This is a genomic window from Hyalangium versicolor, assembly GCF_020103695.1.
Lineage (GTDB): Bacteria > Myxococcota > Myxococcia > Myxococcales > Myxococcaceae > Hyalangium > Hyalangium versicolor.
In genome coordinates this window covers 67,533-84,899 of sequence record NZ_JAHXBF010000022.1, presented here as the reverse complement: position 1 = coordinate 84,899, position 17,367 = coordinate 67,533, and the positions used below count along the sequence as shown (strand labels likewise).

At 68.0% G+C, this 17,367-nt stretch carries 9 protein-coding genes; 3 read left to right on the top strand and 6 right to left on the bottom strand.

Features of this window, described 5'->3' with window-relative positions; translation table 11 throughout:
• Positions 1-15: 15 nt before the first annotated feature.
• Both KY501_RS37835 and KY501_RS37830 read right to left on the bottom strand, forming a co-directional pair.
• Complete coding sequence (locus tag KY501_RS37835; protein ID WP_224368742.1) at positions 16-591, bottom strand: hypothetical protein; 576 nt, start codon at positions 589-591, stop codon at positions 16-18.
• 86 nt (positions 592-677) lie between these two features.
• Entirely contained in the window at positions 678-6,089 is a 5,412-nt protein-coding gene (locus KY501_RS37830; RefSeq protein WP_224368741.1) for a trifunctional serine/threonine-protein kinase/ATP-binding protein/sensor histidine kinase, read from the bottom strand.
• 231 nt (positions 6,090-6,320) lie between these two features.
• Between KY501_RS37830 and KY501_RS37825 the strand changes: the two genes are divergently transcribed.
• From KY501_RS37825 to KY501_RS37815, 3 genes are all read left to right on the top strand, one after another.
• Complete coding sequence (locus KY501_RS37825; protein ID WP_224368740.1) at positions 6,321-7,805, top strand: cyclic nucleotide-binding domain-containing protein; 1,485 nt, start codon at positions 6,321-6,323, stop codon at positions 7,803-7,805.
• Between the two features lie 552 nt (positions 7,806-8,357).
• Entirely contained in the window at positions 8,358-10,040 is a 1,683-nt protein-coding gene (locus KY501_RS37820) for a hypothetical protein (RefSeq protein ID WP_224368739.1), read from the top strand.
• A gap of 11 nt (positions 10,041-10,051) precedes the next feature.
• A complete protein-coding gene (locus KY501_RS37815) occupies positions 10,052-10,786 on the top strand; it encodes a hypothetical protein (protein ID WP_224368738.1) in 735 nt (244 codons plus the stop codon).
• A 33-nt stretch (positions 10,787-10,819) separates the two neighbouring features.
• Here the strand turns inward: KY501_RS37815 and KY501_RS37810 are convergent, their stop codons facing one another.
• The 4 genes from KY501_RS37810 to KY501_RS37795 are packed head-to-tail and all read right to left on the bottom strand — an operon-like array spanning position 10,820 to position 17,366.
• Positions 10,820-12,163 (bottom strand): AgmX/PglI C-terminal domain-containing protein, encoded by a 1,344-nt coding sequence (locus tag KY501_RS37810; RefSeq protein ID WP_224368737.1) that lies wholly within the window; start codon positions 12,161-12,163, stop codon positions 10,820-10,822.
• A 23-nt stretch (positions 12,164-12,186) separates the two neighbouring features.
• Complete coding sequence (locus KY501_RS37805) at positions 12,187-12,426, bottom strand: hypothetical protein (protein ID WP_224368736.1); 240 nt, start codon at positions 12,424-12,426, stop codon at positions 12,187-12,189.
• A gap of 9 nt (positions 12,427-12,435) precedes the next feature.
• Positions 12,436-13,863 carry a tetratricopeptide repeat protein gene (locus KY501_RS37800; RefSeq protein WP_224368735.1) on the bottom strand — a complete coding sequence of 476 codons (1,428 nt, stop codon included), beginning with the start codon at positions 13,861-13,863 and terminating at the stop codon, positions 12,436-12,438.
• Positions 13,860-17,366, bottom strand: a complete 3,507-nt coding sequence (locus KY501_RS37795; RefSeq protein WP_224368734.1) for a tetratricopeptide repeat protein — start codon at positions 17,364-17,366, stop codon at positions 13,860-13,862. The genes KY501_RS37800 and KY501_RS37795 overlap by 4 nt, the downstream gene beginning before the upstream one ends.
• Between the last annotated feature and the right edge of the window lies 1 nt (position 17,367).

The following is a 17,367-nucleotide window of genomic DNA, read 5'->3' as shown; positions in this document are numbered from 1 at the left end:
GCGCGTGCGTCTGCCCTAGAGCGTCGGGCTGGCGGGCGGCGGCCGGATGATGACGTCGGGCGGAGCGCCGGGCCGGGTAGGGTCGCCCCCGGGGAGATCCTGCGGCTCCTCCACCTCGACGGAGAGGTTCTCGTCGGTGCGGAAGGCGAGCTGGCCGATGCACTCCTCGGTCTCCGCGCGGAGCTGGCCCACCTTCTGGTTGGCGATCATCACCTTGGTGAACTCGTGCTCGCTGGAGGTGCTGTCCTGGCGGGTGACGGCCTCCTGGAGCGCTACGTCCGCCGTCTCGGAGATGCGTAGCAGGCCCTTGATTTGCGTGAGCTTCTGGTTGACGCAGTTGAGCTTCACCACGTCCTTGGTGCGGCGGGCCTCCTCGAGCTTCTCCAGCACCTCGCGCAGCGCGGTCCGCATGCCGACCAGCGCCTGGGAGCTGCGCTCGAGCTTCTCCGGATCCTTCACCCCACTGGCCTTCTCCAGGAAGGGCATGCCCTTGTCGGAGCCGGGCGCCTTGCCGGTGCCCGCGCCCTGCGCGGCGGCGAGCCCCGCCACGAGCAGCACAGGCAGCAGAGCGATGGCACGCGAACGACTCACCCGGATCTCCGGCTCGGAGGGAAGACTGCCTCGGAGAGTAGAAGCCGGGACCGGGGGTGTCAACGCGCCCCGAAGCCAGCAGGGAGTCAAACCGCCTGCTGGCGCGGAGAGGCTTCGGGCAGGGTGATGATGAACTCCGCGAACTGCCCTTCCTGGGACTCCAGGCGCAACTCCCCTCCGAGCGAGACGACGACGATGTCGTGGCAGAGCGAGAGGCCCAGGCCCGTGCCCTCTCCCGGAGGCTTGGTGGTGAAGAAAGGCGTGAAGAGCTTGTCGCGCAGGCCTTCAGGCACGCCGTCGCCATTGTCGCGGACGCGGAGCTCCACCATGCCCCCCACGCACCGCGTGGACACCTTCACGTGGGGCTCGGCTGGAGGCCCGAGCCGCTGAGCCCTCTTGTGGGCCGCGTAACAGGCGTTGTCCACCAAGTTGACGATGACACGGCGCATGTCCTCCGGCACCAGCAGCAGCGCCGGGTCGGACGGGTCGAAGGACGTCTCGATGGGAACGTGGAGCGGCGGGCTCCGAGCCCTCAGGCTGTGTTGAACGAAGCGGATGACCTCCTCCACCAGCGGGTTGATCTGAACGAGCTGGGGATCCCCGCGATGGGTGCGTGCGTGCTGCAGCATCCCCGCGATGATGTTGCTGGCGCGCAGGCCATGCTCGTGGACCCTGGAGACGTTCTGCGCCAGCTCCTCCAGGGCGGTGCCGAGCCTCTTCCACTGCGCGGGAGAAGGGGGCTGCGGACCGCTGAACTCCCCGCGGAGCTCCATCAGGAACTCCAGCGAGAGCTCCGCGAAGTTGTTCACGAAGTTCAGCGGGTTCCTCAGCTCGTGGGCGATGCCCGCGGTGAGCGTGCCCAGGGACGCGAGCTTCTCCTGGGTGATGATCCTCAGCTGCATGGACTTGAGCGTCTCCAGGGTCGCCAGCAGCCGGGTGTTCTTCTGGTGGAGCTCTTCCGTGCGCTCACCGACCTTCTGCTCGAGGGTCCGGCTGTGTTCCTCGAGCTTGCCGTACAGCCCGGCATTCTCGATGGAGATGGCGGCCTGGGCCGAGAGCATGCTGAGCACCTCGAGCCTGCCGGCGCTGAAGGCGCCAGGAGTGAGGCTGTTCTCCAGGTAGAAGAGGCCCACCACCTGGCGGCGGTGGAGCAGGGGGACGCAGAGCACGGAGCGGATGCGGAGACCCTGGATGTACGGATCCTCGCGGAACGCCACCTCGGCGGAGGCGTCATCGAGGAGCACGTGGGTCCCCCTGTTCAGCACCTGCTGGGCGATGGCGAGGCAGAGCGCCTGGCTCTGGGCCAACGGCTCCGCGGCGATCCGAGGACCCTCCGGGTTGCCCACCTCGCCCACGGCTTCGACATAGGTGTCCTCGCCGCGCTTGAGCACCAGGACGCCCCGCTGGGCCCCTGCGCTCTCCATGACGATCTGGATGAGGGTGGAGACGAGCTGCGGGAAGAGCAGCTCACTGGAGATGGCCTGCGAAGCCTTCATCACCGAGCTCACGTCGAGCCTCTCCGCGAGGATCTCGGAGCTGGACGATGAGGCCGTCGAGATGGACTCCCGCACCAGGTCCGGGGGCGGCGGGATGGGGTCGGCACGCCGGGGCGAGGCGCTCCAGCGCTGGAGCGAGTGGCTCCAGGTCGCCAGGAAGTCCGCATGCTCCGCGCTCAACCTGCGAACCTTGCTGGACGCTCCCCAGCGCTCATAGGCATCGAGCGCATCGAGCAGGAATGCGAGCGCCCGGGAGGAATGGCCCTGGCTCTTGTAGAACTGGAACGCCCGCTCGTTGGCAAGCGCCTCCATGCACAGGAACTGGCTGGTGCGGGCCGAGGCGATGGCTCGCGCATACTCCTGGGCGACCGCTTCGAATTCCCGCCCCTTCACGCGCGAGAGCTCCGCGGTGGCGAGCAGGTGATAGGGCGCGAAGTTCTCCGGAGCCCGGCGCGCGCACTTCTCGAGGTAGGCATGGCGCTGCTCCATGGCCGCGAGCAGCTCCTGCTTCCTCGCCTCGCTGGCGCCTGGAAAGACCTCGGACGCGCTCAAGACATGAAAGAGGGCGTGAGTGCTCAGTCGAAAGAGGCCGGAGTGGAACGGGAGGAGCGGCAGGGCCTTCTCGAGCGCCGCCAGGGCCTGGGGGGCTCGGCCCAGGAAGAAGTTCAGCTCGGCCTGGCACACGTACAGCGTCATCTGGGCCGTCTGCGTCAGGCCCTCGGGGTTGCTCGTCGGCACCTCGTCACTGGACCCCTGCAGCACCTGGATCGCCTGATGCAAGTGGCGGCAGCTGGAGAGAGAGCCCACGTCCCGGGTCTTCTCGAGCAACTCCATGAGCCTGCGGTTCTCCTTCAGGAGCTCCAGGAGCGGGTCTCCCACGGCGAAGCGCCGCCAGAGCAGCGTCAGCAGGCAGTGGCCCGCATGGACCCAGTCTCCGAGCTCCAGGGCGAGCCAATGCGCCTCGGCCATCTCCGCGTTCGCTGTGCGCACGCTGTGAGTCCAGTGGTCGATCAGCGCCGTGCGCACGTAGCAGACGCGAGAGAGCAGGATGGAATCCTGGAGGTGCGTGGCGATCGCGGTCGCGAGCTGGCCGAACTCCCAGCCCGTCATGGGATCATCCAGGGCGGATGACAGGAAACTCCCGTACGTCACATAGCTGAGCGCCGAGAGCCGGCTGTTGCCGTGCTCCAGCGAGAGCCTGACGCTGCGAAGCGCGAGCAACGCGAAGAGCTCCCGATCGCTGTAGAAGGCCGACGTCAGCATGTTGGTGATCAGGGCGATGGACAGCTCCACGTTCGGATCGCTCGTCCCGGGCAGGCCAAGCAGGTCCGTCGCCTTGCGGCCACCGAGCCGGGAGACCACCACCTGCATCTCCGCGGCGATCATCGCGCGATCGGGAGCCCGGGGAATCTCGATGCCCAGGAGGCGCAGCCCCTCGAGCCCGAGCTCCAGGGTCCTGCCGTGCTGACTCGACAGCGCCGTGAGCATCGCCTGCAAGGCATGGACGCCCGCACGCTGCGCCGGGGTTCGGGCCCGGTCGAGCAGCGTGGAGAACAGGGACTGCGCCTCGTCGAACTCCCCAGACAGGTAGCGGGTCTCGGCCAGCTCCATCTGGAGCGCGAAGGCCCGCGCATGCTCGCGCTCCCAGGCATCGGGGGGCAGCAGCAGCGCCCCCGTCCGAAAGAGCTCGCAAGCGGTGGGGTAGACCCCCGAGGTCTTCGCACGGCGGCCCGCCCTCAGGTGGAGGTCCGCCAACTCGAGCTTCAGCGAAGGGGAGGTGATCAGTGAGGGGCCATGGCCCAGGTGCGGAAGAATGGAGAACATCCGCTCCTCCATCACCCCCTGCGCGCGCGCATCCTCGAGCAGGCGCAGGCCGATGTTCACATGGCACTGAGCGCGTTCGCTCTGGGGAATGAGCGAGTAGGCCGCCTGGCGGACCTTGTCGTGCAGGAAGCGCAACGGCAGCTCCAGGTCCGCGGGGACGCCCGCACCCTGGGGATCCAACAACAGGTAGTCCCTGCTGAGCGGCAGCACCCATCCACCCTCGATGGCGCTCCAGAGCACGCGGGCCGTCTCGTTTCTCGAGATGGCGTGCGCCACGGTCAGCTCACGGAAGCTGAAGGCCACGCCCAGGCAGGCGGCAATCCCCAGGAGCTCCCCCACCTCCTCGGGGAGCTGCTGGAACTCCGCGAGCAATCCCGCGATGTCGTCGGGGATCTCGGCGACCTCGATTCTCGTGAGATCCCAGTCCCATTGTCCGCTGTGCGTGTCGAAGCGCAGCAGGCCCTTCTCATGGAGGAAGCGGAGGAACTGCTTGACGGCGAAGGGGTTGCCTCGCGTCCTGGATTGGATGAAGGCGCCAAGCTCCAGGGCGCGGCTGTCGTCCGCCGCGGTGACCTCTCGCACCATCCGAGCGACTTCCTGGGTGCCGAGCGGCGCGAGGTGGAGCTCCACCAGCGGGGCACTGGTGGCTCTCAGCGCATCCAGCACGCGCGCCAGGGAGTGCGTCCTGGAGACTTCGGCATCGCGATATGCGCCCACCAGCAGGAGGGGAGCGTTCCCGGAGCCGTGAGCGAGCTCCTGCACCACCGAGAACGTGGCGCCATCGGCCCACTGGAGATCATCCAGGAAGAGGCAGAGAGGCCGTCCAGGAACAGCGAACGCCTGGAGCGCTCGTGCCAACGTCAGGGCGAGGCGATTCTTGGACTTGTCCGCGGGGACCGCCATGGGCGGGGCCTGCTCTCCCAGCAGCGAGCGCGTCTCTGGAACCGCCTCTGCCAGCACGGAGGCGTTGCCGCCCAGCACCTCCAGGAGGCGCTGGCGGAGCTCCGCGCTCTCGGCCTCGCCCTCGGCGAGCGTCTGGCTCACGAGCTGGCGCAGCACCTGATCGATCGCATCGAAGGGGACGTCTCGGCGGAACTGATCGCTCTTGCCCGCGGCGAACCGGCCCTTGCTGGCCGCGAGCTCCCGGTGCAGCTCATTGACGAGTGAGGACTTGCCGATCCCCGCGGAGCCTGTGAGCAGCAGCACCTGGGGGTGGCCAGCGATGGCGCGCGAGTACGTCTCGAGCAGCAGGTTCACCTCCGAGGCGCGCCCGTAGAGCCCCTGGGGCAGGCGGAAGGCGTGGGCCTGGTCCGCGCCGCCCAGGGGAAAAGAGGTGATCTGCCCTCGAATCCGCAGCTGGTGCCGGCACGCCTCCAGGTCGGCGGTGAGTCCCCGGGTGCTCTGGTACCGGGCGTCGGGATCCTTGGAGAGCAACTTGAGCACGATGCTCGCGAGAGGCTCTGGCACGTCCGGAGCGAGGTCTCGCGGCGATGGCGGGAGTTGGGCCAGGTGCGAGTGGATCAACTCCAGTGCCGTTTGGGCTGGGAATGCGAGGCGGCCCGTGAGCATCTCGAAGAAGGTGGCCCCCAGGGCATAGAAGTCCGCTCGGTAATCCACGCCGCGGTTCATGCGCCCCGTCTGTTCTGGCGCCATGTACGCCAGCGTTCCCATCAGATGCGCGGGATTGTCCGGAGTGGCCGGCTCCATGGCGATCGCCACGGAGAGCGAGAAGTCCGCGAGCTTCACCTGCCGTGTATCCGGGCTCACGATGAGGTTGTGCGGCTTGATGTCCTTGTGGATGACGCCCTGGCGGTGGACATGTCCCAGCGCCCCGGTGATCTGCAGGGCGAACTCCAGGAAGGTCTCCACGTCCAACGGGCCGATCTCCTGCAACAGGTGATGCAGGGAGGAGCCGCCGAAGTCCTCGAGGACGAGCGCGACCCGGTCGCCAGGGAACTCCTCGAGCCCCAGGGTGCGGATGATGCCGTCCCCCTCGACACGGCGAGTGATGGCGTACTCTCGGCGCAGCTCGAGCGAACGATGTCGATCGAAGCTGTCTTCCGTGGGGAGCTTGAGGATGACGGGCCCGCCGTCATCCAGCCGAGTGGCTCTGATGATCGTGGAGCGTGCGCTCTTGTGGAGGGTCTGGTGGAGGGCGTAGACCGGCCAGTGTGCCATGGGGGTTTCGCGGCTCCCGGTCAGGCGGATCACGTTCGAGGGAGAATCCGCCGCGAACTATACCTCAAGCCTTCCATCCCACAGGCTTCCGGCCAAGCAGCCCCGCGCGGAGTCCGCTGTGACGGCCTTCACTCTGCCCGTGTCAGGCGCATCACGGTGCGGAACAGGCCCGTCTGGCAGCTTCGAGCATGTCTGGAGGCACCAGAGCCCCAGACGAAAGGAGCGGCCATCATGCCCCGTATCGTGAGTACCGAGATCATCACCCTCAACGAGTTGTCCGACGTGAAGCGCCGCGAGCTCGCGGATGCGCTCTTCGCGATCCACCAGCAGGTCTTCGACGTCTCGGAGAAGGAGTCCTTCGCGAAGTTCGTCGTCGAGTCGAAGGCGGAGCACACCTGGCTGCAGGTCCACAAGAACGAGGCAGGGGAGATCGTCGGTTATTTCGCCCTGCACGTCTTCGAGCGATGCCTGGATGGGCAGCCCGTGGCGGTGTTCCGCGCGGCGGCGGGCTCGCTGCGAGCCTACCGGGGAGACAGCATCACCATGCGCTTCGGGTTGAGGCGGCTGCTGCGCTACATGCTGAAGAACCCGGGCCGGAAGGCCTACTACCTGGGCGCGCTGGTGCACCCTTCCAGCTACACGCTGGTGGCCCACCACTTCGGAACGATCTGGCCCCAGCGCGAGCGGGAGACGCCACCGGAGCTGCTGGCCTTCATGAACTCACTGGCGGGCGAGTTCAGCCTGAAGAGGGTGAACCCGGAACAGCCGCTGGTGCGGCACGTGGGCTGGCGACCGCGCGATACCGAGGTGGAGCGGGACTACTGGCGGAACTGCGACAAGCCCGCGGCCCGGTTCTTCCTCGAAGCCAACCCGGGCTATGTCGAGGGCCATGGGCTCTTGACGATGGTGCCCCTGTCGCTTGCCAATGTGATTCACATGGTGCGCGCGGTGGCCCAGCGCCGGCTGCGTCAGCCGCTGGAGGCCGCCCGGCGCATGGCGCGGCGGCTGCCCGGAGCGGCCCGTCTGCGGCGCGCCAGCATGGTGCGCCAGCTTCAGTCCACGCCCCTCTTCGCCCGGTTCGATGAGCAGGCACTGGAGTCCCTGGCCATGAGCGCCGAGGAGTTCGCGCTGCCCGCCGGGCAATTCGTCTTCCGAGAGGGGGACTCCAGTGACGAGATGTATCTGCTGGCGCGGGGCGCGGCCTACGTGCTCGTGGAGAGCAGCGCCGCGGAGACGGTGGTGGATGAGATGGGCAGCGGGACGATGTTCGGAGAGATCGCCATGCTCGCTCGCGAGCACCGTTCCGCGTCCATCCGCACCGCCTCGGCATCGACGTTGGTGCGCATCCCGCGCTCGGTGTTGCTGCCGGTGATGGAGGCCCACGCCCGGATGCGCCAGATGGTGTGGCGGACCTTCGCCCGGCGGCGCTTCGATGACCTGGTGCGCGAGAACCCCCGCTACGGCTCCCTGGACCGTCAGGAACGGCTGGCGTGGCTGCAGCAGGGGGAGCACCGGGAGCTCGCCGCGCGTGAGGCGCTCCGCGTCAAGGAAGGCACTTCGTTGCTCGTGCTCACGGCCCCCGTGGAGTTCGAGCAGGAGGGCCTGAGGATGGTCACTCGGGGCTCGATGCTCGTGGACGTCCGTCAACCGCTGCAGGTGGTGGCCCGGGAGCGGGCTCAGCTCATCCTGCTCCCGCGCCGGGCCGCGGCCGGTTGACGGCGCGCTCGCCCCTGCCATTCAGGGTGGCCGCCATCGTCGAGGCTCCCAACTCGGGCTGCTGGAGCGCTCCAGGATGGCGGCGACCGTCGCTGGCTCCCCGCTCGGGGCGCTGGAGCGCAACGACTTGGGCGCGTGGCGAGCGACCCAGCAGGCAGGACAATGGCAGCGGCGCGGCGCTACCTGGGGGGAGCAGGGACGTGGCGAGCGTCCAGGCGTCAGTGTCGGGCGCGAGGCTGCCCCTGCAAGGGGGCCGGAGGTGAAGCACAGGCGCCACCCGGCGGCTCCTCCCCTTGCTCGTGGCAGCCCTCTAACCTGATCTCTTCCTCGCCAAAAGCGGTGGCACATGAACCTGTGGCGTCTTCTGTGGAAGGCCGAAGCACTCTTTCCCGGGTTGCTCGTCGCCAGCGCCGGAGGAGCGGCCCTCGAAGGGCTTGCCCTATGAGGAGCCTAGGAGCGAGCCAGTCCTCTTGGTTCCATGTGGCTATCTGCCTTTTGCTGCTGGTTGTTTTCGTCGCGCCCGGGGCGCACGCCTCTGACGAGACGAGCCCGATGCGGGCCGTGGTGGGGGCGGGAGTCTCTCAGGGCACCGCGCTGGGCAGCCCCTGGGCGCCGCGCACCTCGTACAGCCTGAGCCTGTGGGGCCTGGGTGAATCAGGCCAGGGGGTGGGGGCGCGGTTGACGTTGCTGCCCCCGTCCCCCTCCACCAGAGCGTGGGAGCTGTCCACGGACGCGGTAGCGCGCTTCACGGGCGAGGGGCCGCTGTACTTCAAGGCCCTGGGTGGAGTGGCCGTCACCCCCCGCCCCTGGGAGCCTCCCCGGCTGCGCGCTGGAGGCGAAGTCGGGGTGCACGCCATCCGGAGGAGCATTGGCCTGGAGGTGGGCCTTGCGGGCGTGTACGCATTCCCGCCCTCCAGGCTCACGCAAGGCGAAGGGGTGGTCTCCCTCGGGGTGGGTCTCCTCTTCGGCTTCGGCCCCCCATCCCGTGCGCCTGCCCTCGCCCGGCCTCAGCGCCCCTGGGCGCAGCAGTCCGCCCTGAGTCCAGCAGGTGCCTTCCAGCCGCAGGGCCCGGGCTCCTCATCCGCAGCAGAGGTGAGGACGGCGGGGCTCTCGCCCGCTCCTTCGGAGGGGGTACACCTGCCCTCCGGCGAGCGGGATGTGATTCAGCAGATTCTGCTCTTGCGACTCCCCAGGGACGTCGCGCGCTGGTGGGAGGCGGGCCCTGGGGTGGACCTCCAGCATTGGACCCACCCGCTGTCCGAGTGGGAACTCAAATACGCCGTGGCCATGAGCGCGGAGACGGTGCCCGAGCCCCTCCGCATGTGGCCGCTGGTGACGCCGGAGCGCCTCACCCCCGAGCAGACTGAGGACATGGAGCGGCGGCTGGGCACAGGCGCCGCTGCCGCCGAGGGGTATGCGCACTGGGAGAACCGGCGGCGCATCGTCAACCACTACGTGTGGACGCACCCAGCCACCCTTCAGCTCTCGCTGGGGCTGTATGGGTTGGCCAGGGATGTCAACCCGCTGCACTTCGCGCTGGAGCGCGGGTGGCAGATGGGCAGTGGCCAGGAGATGTTCACCGAACGGGAGGTGTCCCAGCTCGGCGCGGCCCAGGAGTTCTTCACGGCGCTGGCGGTGGGAGTGGCCGCTGGGAAGTTGATGACCGCCACGCGGCCGGTGCCTGGGTGGGGTATCCCGGAGCCGGTGCGCCCTCGCAGGGTGGAGGCTCCGCCTGCTCCGCCTGCTGCGCCGAGAGTCACGGCACCTGCTCCAGAACCCGCTCCGAGGCCAGCTCCGCCCCCTCCGGCGCCGGGCACCCTCGCGCCCTCTCCGGAACTGGTCCAAGCCCTCACAGGCAAGAACCCAACGCCCCCGGTGCCCGCAGGGCCACGCCTGCGCCAGGACCTCACTGTCAAGCCGGACGTGCCAGACCCACTCAGGACGACCCGGCCCATCAGCCCCAGCCCCAGGCAGAATGCGCAACTCCAGAGGGACATCGAGTACCTGGACGAGCTAGGCGCCAGGAACATCCGGGTGAACCAGCAGCAACTGACGCTCAAGAACGGCCAGCGCACGGGAATCAATCGGCCGGACCTGCAATTCGACTATAACGACCGCCGCTACCATGTGGAGTACGACTCACCGACTTCGGGCCGTGGCCCTGGCCACCAGTCGCGCCTCACCGCCAACGACCCAGAAGCCAAGGTCATCCTGATCATCATCCCTGAGCAATGAGGCGGGCCTGAATGAGGCAAGAGATGAAGGGACTGCTGCTGGAGGACCGCTGGGCGCCTGTCACCTCGACGATGGGCTTTCTGGAGCTGGGTGCGGAGCAGGCGGCGCAAGCCTTCGCCACATGGCAGAGAGGGCTGGCGACGTCCCGTGGCTTCACCATTGAGGTGCTGCCCGTCACGGGCACCCTGGAGCAAGTGCTCTCCCGCCTGCTGCCCCTGAGTGGGGGGGAGCGGTGCCTGTTCATCCCGACGCGCAGCGCCTGGACCGCCTACGTAGACAACCAGTGGACCGGGACGGATGCCGCCAGCCCCATGCGCTACATGGCCCGGAGACTGAGCATCCGGTGCCTGCGGGTGGTCGCCGTGCCCCATGCGCAGCGCAAGAACCAAGGCGTCCGCTATGGCGCGGTGATGCTGGATGTGTTCGGCCCGGAGCAGCCGGGAAAGCTCCACAACTATGTGCGCGCCCTGGAGGTTGCCAATGACGGGGGCCGCTGGGTCTTCGAGCAGGAGGGTGAGCCCTTCCCCTTCGAGCAGGTGGAGCAGTACCAAGCGCGCCGGGTGAGGGACCGGTTTACCTTTGAGATGCTCAAGGACTACCTGCGCCACCTGGGGCTGTCACCCTTCGAGGAGGACTTCTACATGCCGCCGGGCGCCCGCGCGTGGCTCCTTCAGAAGACAGGCCCCTTCACCACTGTCGGGCAGGAGTACACGCTGGAGGAGGCCCGCGCCGCCCGCGTGCTGTGACGCGCCCCAGGCGGAGGACTGGAGGAAGTCTCATCAGCCCGCGGGCGAGAACACGAACGGGTAGGCGACAGAGACCTCGTCGTCGGGCTTGAAGGGGAACACCCAGCTGCGGATGACGGTGCGGATGCAGCTGCCCACCGCCTCGTTGCCCACGGTGTTCTCCTCGATCTCGATGCCCCCGGTGCGTCCGCTGGGCATGATGTTGAAGCGGACCACCACCTTGCCCTTGAGGCTCGGGTTGCGCTTGAGCTCCTTCTCGTAGCAGTTCTGGATGGCCTTCAGGCGCGCCTTGACGTAGCGGGCCAGCGCATCGCGGTCCACGTCCGAGCTCTCCACCTCGGGGGCGGCGTCCTTCACGCGGCCCTCGACGGCCACTTCCTTCTTGGCGCCCAGGTCCACCTTGCCACCACCGCTGGTGCCCAGGTCTCCGATGCTGGCCACGTTGCCCGCACCGCCGCCCTTGGGCCCGTTGGCGCCCAGGGCGTCGCTGGTGGCCACGCCTACGCCGCCTGCTCCAGCCAGGGCCTCGGCGATCTCTCCACCGCCAGTGCTGCCGCCGAGCACGTCCGCGAACGCGCCGGCGCCACCGGAGTTCGAGCCGAGGATCTTCAGCAGGCCCTTGCCCTGCACCTTCTTGACGAGCTCCGCCTTGTGCGTGGCCGCGTCCTGGGGCTTGGAGTCCTGCTTGGCCTCGGAGGGCTTCTTGTCCTCCTTCTTCTCCGCGGAGTCATCGGCGGCGGCCTGAGGGGCCTCGGCCACCTTCTCCGGCTCGGGAGGCTTCTGGGGGATGATGGCGGAGACGAAGCGGTCCTCCAGCTGATCCAGGGCCAGCTCGGGCTCGGGCGGCGGCTCGCGCGAGACGATGAAGGCACCCCAGGCGAAGTGGAACAGGAGCGAGGCCGCGAGGATGCCGAAGAACACGCGGTCCATCGCCTTCCAGAAGCCGCCCTGCACATCCGGGGGCAGCGTCACCCGCTCCGATTCGGGCGGAGGGGTGATGAACTGGAAGAAGAGGGTGATGTCGTCGGCCAGGTCCACTTTGCCGCGAGCGCTCTCCTGGAGCGGCAGCACGTAGTTGGTGCCGCGCTCCTGGGCCAGGCCCTGCTTGCGGATGCGATCGAAGTCGACGTCCGAGCTGCCCAGGTGCACCCGGCCATGCATCGTGTCGTCGAAGACGAGCTGGTACTGGCTGTTGCGGTTCTCGAAGATGGCGAACTTCGCCGGCAGTTCCTCCGAGGCGGGCAGGACGATGGTGTTCTTCGCATCGTGCCCGATGGTGACGTCATCACTCAGGAGGTGATGCTCCTCGAGGATGCGGTCGCCCTGGATGATGCCGACGCGCAGGAGCTTGTTTGGCTGAAGCTGAGGGGAAGCCATGGCGGTGTTGGACAGCGGAGGCCCTAGAAAGGTTGCTTGTCGACCGTCTGAACCACCTTGGGCACGAAGCTCTCGGGGTGGTTGAGATCGTCGAAGTTCAGGTTCGACCGCTGGAGGATGTAGAAGGCCTGGGGCTTCTGGATCTTGCCCTCGACGGTGAGGGCATCCAGGCGGATGACCTTCTTCTTCTTGGGCGCGCCCGTGTCCTGCGCCAGCGCGGGCGCGGCGGCGATCATCATCAGGAGGGCGAGAAGGGTTCTCATGCGAGGCCTCTACTTGGCGTCTTGGGACAGCTTACCCGAGGTGGGGGCCGGTGTGGCAGAGGGTGTGCCGGCAGTGGGTGGGGCGGGAGTAGGCGCAGGTGTGGCCTGGGCTTCGGCCTCGGCCTTCTTCTTCTCCTCCTCGGCCTTCTGCGCCTTCTTGAGCTGGTCGCGCTTCTCACGCTCGCGGCGGCGTTCCTCTTTGTCGATACCCTTCTGGGCATCCTTGACGTACTGCTCGATGCGGTCGTCCTTGCCGCCCTGGCTCTTGTACTTCTCGAAGAAGGCGATGCACGTCTTGAAGCGCTCGATCGGGTCCAGGCCCTCGGGCTCCAGGTCCAGGTAGAGGATGGCGAGGTTGAAGTAGGGGTCCACCAGGGAGGGTTGGAGCTGGAGCACCTTCTCGTACTCGGCCTTGGCGCGGGGGAAGTCTCCGAGCCCCCGGTAGGCGTTGCCCAGGTTGAGCCGGGCCGAGCCGAAGTCCGGCGCGGCCTTCACGGCAGCCTCCAATTCGGTGGCGGCGGCCTGATAGTCCTGGGCCTCGTTGAGCATGGCGCCGTAGTTGTTGCGAGCCTCGGCGAAGTCCGGGCGGAGCTCGGAGGCCTTCTTGAAGCTCTCCAGGGCCTGGGGGCGCGCCTTGAGGGCCAGTTGCACCAGGCCAAGCGCGTTGTGGGTGGCCGCGTCGTTGGCATCCACGGCGCGGGCGTTCTCCAGGACGATGCGGGCCAGCTCGATCTTCTTCTCGCGGTAGTAGACCTGGGCGAGCACCTGCATGGCCTTCACGTTGCGCTCGTCCGTCTTGAGGGCGCGCTTGGCCTCGTTGGAGGCGGACTCCAGCTTCTTCTGGAGCAGCAGCGCCACGGAGAGCGCGGTGCGCATGCCCACGGCGTCTGGCTTGGACTCCAGCTTCTGGCGCAGCTCGGCCTCGATGCGCGTGGCGCGATCGGTGCGGCAGTAGAGCCGGGTGAGGAAGTCCCACGCGGCGGGTTGATCCGGCTGGAGCTCCAGCGCCTTGCGGTAGGCCCTCTCGGCTTCGTCCGGCTTGCTCTGGCGCTCGCGGATGACGCCCAGGTTCGTCCAGGCGTAGTCCAGCTTGGGGTTGGTGTTCAGCAGGGCCTCGAGCCCCTTGGCCGCCATCTCCAGCTCGCCGCGCCGGGCGATCTCCACCGCGCGCTCGAAGTCCGCTTGGGGGCCGGTCGCGGGAGGAGGTGGGGGCTTGAAGGCCTCGGGCGTGGCCGAGGGCGCGGGCTCCGTCTTCACGACCTGGGTTCCGCCCGAGGCCTCGGGAGCGGGGGCATTGCTCGCGGCGGAGGTGACAGGAGCAGGGGAGCCGGATAGCGCAGTGCTGTTCGCGGGCGTCGGGACGGGCTTGGGCGCGGAGGTGCAGGCGGCGCCCAGCAGCAGGGCCAGACCGGCGGAACGCAGGAGGGACGTCCTCACTTTTCACCTCCACCGGTCAGCTTCTGGGGCGCCTTGTCCGCGGGGCGCTCGGGACCGAGCAGCTCGCCCACCAGGCCGTCGGGGTAGACCGAGTCCGAGGAGATGGCCTGCTTGGGCTCCTTGAGGACCGGATACTCCTTGGGGCGGTAGCGGTTGAGCGACTCGAGCGTGCGCCGCGTCCACTCGTTGGAGACGCGGTACTTGCGCGCCTCCTGGATCGTGGCTGTGTAGCTCTCCACCGCTGCGTCCTCGAGTGTCGCCGTCTGCTGGGCGAGCTGGTCCTGGTAGGTGACCACGGCCTCCTCGCCCAGGCGCTTCACGTCTGGGGGGATGGGCGTCTCGATGATGGTGTTCGCGAAGCGCTCCAGCGTGTAGCCCTTGCGGTAGAAGGCGGCCAGGGACCACTCCACGCGCTTGTAGGCGATGACCTTGGTGTAGGCCTCGTTGACGGTCTTCACCGCGGCACGCTTGGCCGTGAAGCTGTTGGTCAGGGCCTTGCCGTTGCCGCCGATCTTCAGCTTGTCGAACTTCTCGAACTCGAACTCGGCCAGCTGGAAGCGGCTGTAGGCGGCGGCGTCCGCGGCGATGGGAGCCGTGTCCGGCTTGAGCTTGCGGCGATCGAACTCGAACGCGGCGTCCTCCCAGGCGCGCTGGGCCTCCTTGGTCTTGCCCAGCTTCTTGTACGCGTCGCCGATGCGGCGCCGGGCGTCCACGACCAATTCCGCCTGCGCGGGCTTCTTGGAGAACTTCTCCACGAACTCGTTGAGCGCGCGGATCTGCCCCTTCCAGTCCTCCTGCTTCTCGTAGATGAGGGCGGCGCGGAACTGGTTCTTCGGCGCGTCCTCCGAGTTGGGGAACAGGTCCGCGTAGCGCAGGAAGGCGGCGGCCGCGTCGGCGTAGCGCTGCTGGCCCTCGAGCAGGCGCGCGGAGTTGTAGAGCGCGGCCTCGCGGTCCTTGGAGGCGGGGTAGTCCTTCACCAGCTTCTGGTAGCTGACCACGGCCTTGTCGAAGTCGTACGAGTTCTCCGCGTTCACCGCGACGCGGAAGAGCGCGGCGTCCGCCAGGGTGGAGGTGGGGTATTCGCGGTAGATGCGCTCGTAGAGCTTGAGCGCCGAGTCGAACCGGAGGCTCTTCTCGTAGCAGACGGCGGCGTTGTTGAGCGCCTTGTCGGCGAACTCGTGGCGAGGCGCCTCATCCACCAGCTCGATGAACTTGGCGGCGGCCTCCTCGTACTTCTGCTGATCCATGAGCTCCTGGGCCAGGTTGAAGCGGCCACCGAGCTTGAATTTCACGAGGCTCTTGTAGAGGTCGGTCGATGGATCGATAACGTCTTTGTTGTCCGCGAGCCGGCCCGCCACGCTCTCGACGCTGCGCCAGTCCTTGTCGATGAGGAAGCTCTCGACGATGAGGTTGGTGGAGAAGCGGGCCACTTCGTGCTTCGGGTAGCTCTTGACGATCTGCTCGAAGCGCTTGCGGGCCTCGGGGAAGTCGTTGTGCGAGTAGTACAGCTCCGCGGCCTGGTACGCGATGCCGGGGCTCTTCTCGTCCTTGGGCAGCACCGCCACGTACGCGTCCGAGGCCGCGACGAGCTGGGGCTCGGGCTCGACCAGGGGGATGACCTGGACCACCTCACCGGCGGGGCGCTCGGCGGAGCGCAGGGGCTTGTACTCCTTCGCCTTGCCCGCCTTCACGTCCTCGGCGAGCTGCTTCTGCCACGAGAGCACCGCGCTGAAGGCCGCCTCGGAGAGGAACCGGTTGTCCAGCCGCGAGTCCCGCACCTCCTCGTAGCTCTTCGCCGCCAGGGCGAACTGGAACGAGTTGTAGAGGCACTCGGCGTAGTAGTACCGCATCTCGTAGCTGCTCTTGGTGCGCGGGAAGCGATCCAGATAGGCGCCGTAGGCGCGCGCGGCCACCTGGTAGCCGACGAGCGCCTGGTCGTACTTGCCGTCCTTCTTGAAGGCCTGCGCCTGCTGGTGGTGGTAGAGCGCGGTGCGGTAGAGGCTCTTCTCGGCCAGATCGTCCGCGGTGGCGAGCACATCCGGCTCGCTCTGGTGATCCTTGTACCAGTCGGAGCCCGGCGCGTAGGCGGTGGCCAGCCGCTCGGCTTCGGCGTAGGACTCGTCCATCTTCCGGTCCCGCTCGTAGGCCTGGACGATCTTCTGCTGGATCTGCGGCGCGTCCGGAGCCAGGGGCTCCTTCTGCAGCACCAGCCGGTAGGCCTCGATGGCGGCTGTGTGGTTGGTCTGGTCGAACCAGATGTTGCCCAGGCGCCGGTAGATGTCGGCCTCGTACGGACGAGGGCCTCGCTGAGCGAAGAGTGCCTGGGCCTTGGGCAGTCCGCCCCAGGTGTCGTCCGCCAGGGAGACGGCCACGTACTGGAGGGCCTCCTCGCGGAGATCGCCACCGCCGGCCTCGTCGCCCTTGGCCTCCTTCTGGGCCTCGTAGAAGTCCGCGAGCGCGAGGAAGCGATCCACCGCCTCGTCGAACCGGTCCATCCGGTAGTACGTCCACCCCAGCTTGTAGAGCGCCTTGTCGTAGAGCGGGTGGGTCTTGTCCTTCGTGGCGGCTTCGTAGGCCTCGGCGGCCTTGGTGAGCGCCATCGGGTCGCTGTACGAGTCGAACCAGTACTCGCCGATGCGCACCCATGCCTCGGTGGCGAAGCGGCTCGTAGGGTAGCGGGCGATCAGCTCTTCATAGGTGGCGCGGCTCTCGTCGAACTGGCCCTGCTTCTCCATGCAGTAGCCCAGCAGGTACCAGACGGCGTCGTTGAGCCGGTACTTCGGGAAGTCGTTGATGAGCCGCGTGTAGATGGCGATGGAGGGGGCGAAGCTCGCCTCGGGCTCGGGAGGAGCATCGGCGCCTTCGGGCAGCGCCTTGAGCTTCTCCTCGTGCTCGCGCATGGCGGCGAGGTGCTCGTCGCTGGAGCGCTCGTAGTAGAGCTCGGCCAGGCGGAACATCACATCTGGCGAGTAGCGCGGCTCCAGCGGGTAGCGGCGCAGGAACTCCTCGAAGCGGGCGATGGCGTCCAACCGCTCCTTGCGCTCCTTGATCTCCAGCTCTCCGATGAGCTTCTCGTACGAGGCGCCCAGGCCGTTGCGCTTCTCCTCGTACTTGCGCTCCACCAGGAGCTGCACCTCGCGGCGGAAGTCGGCCGATTCCTCCTCGTAGTTCCGGAGGGCGTCGCTGATGTCCCGCAGCAGCGCATCTTCCTCGGGCGTGCGGCCCAGGCCCTCCAGGTAGCGGCTCTGCTGCTTCGCGGGCTCGGGCGCGGCGGGAGGCGGTGGGGCGCTCTCGTTCGTTGGGGCAGGGGCTGCGCTCGTGCCTGCCGCGGCCGGTTCGCTGGGCTTCGCTGGGGGCGAGGACTGTTCGCCACCCGTCTTGGCACCGCTCGTCTTGCGGGTCTTGGCTCCGCTGGCCTTCGCACTGCTGGCCTTCGCACCCGGCTGCTGCGCGGGAGCGGCCAGGGACGTCAGCACGAGCAGGGTGAGCAGGAGCCGGCGCATC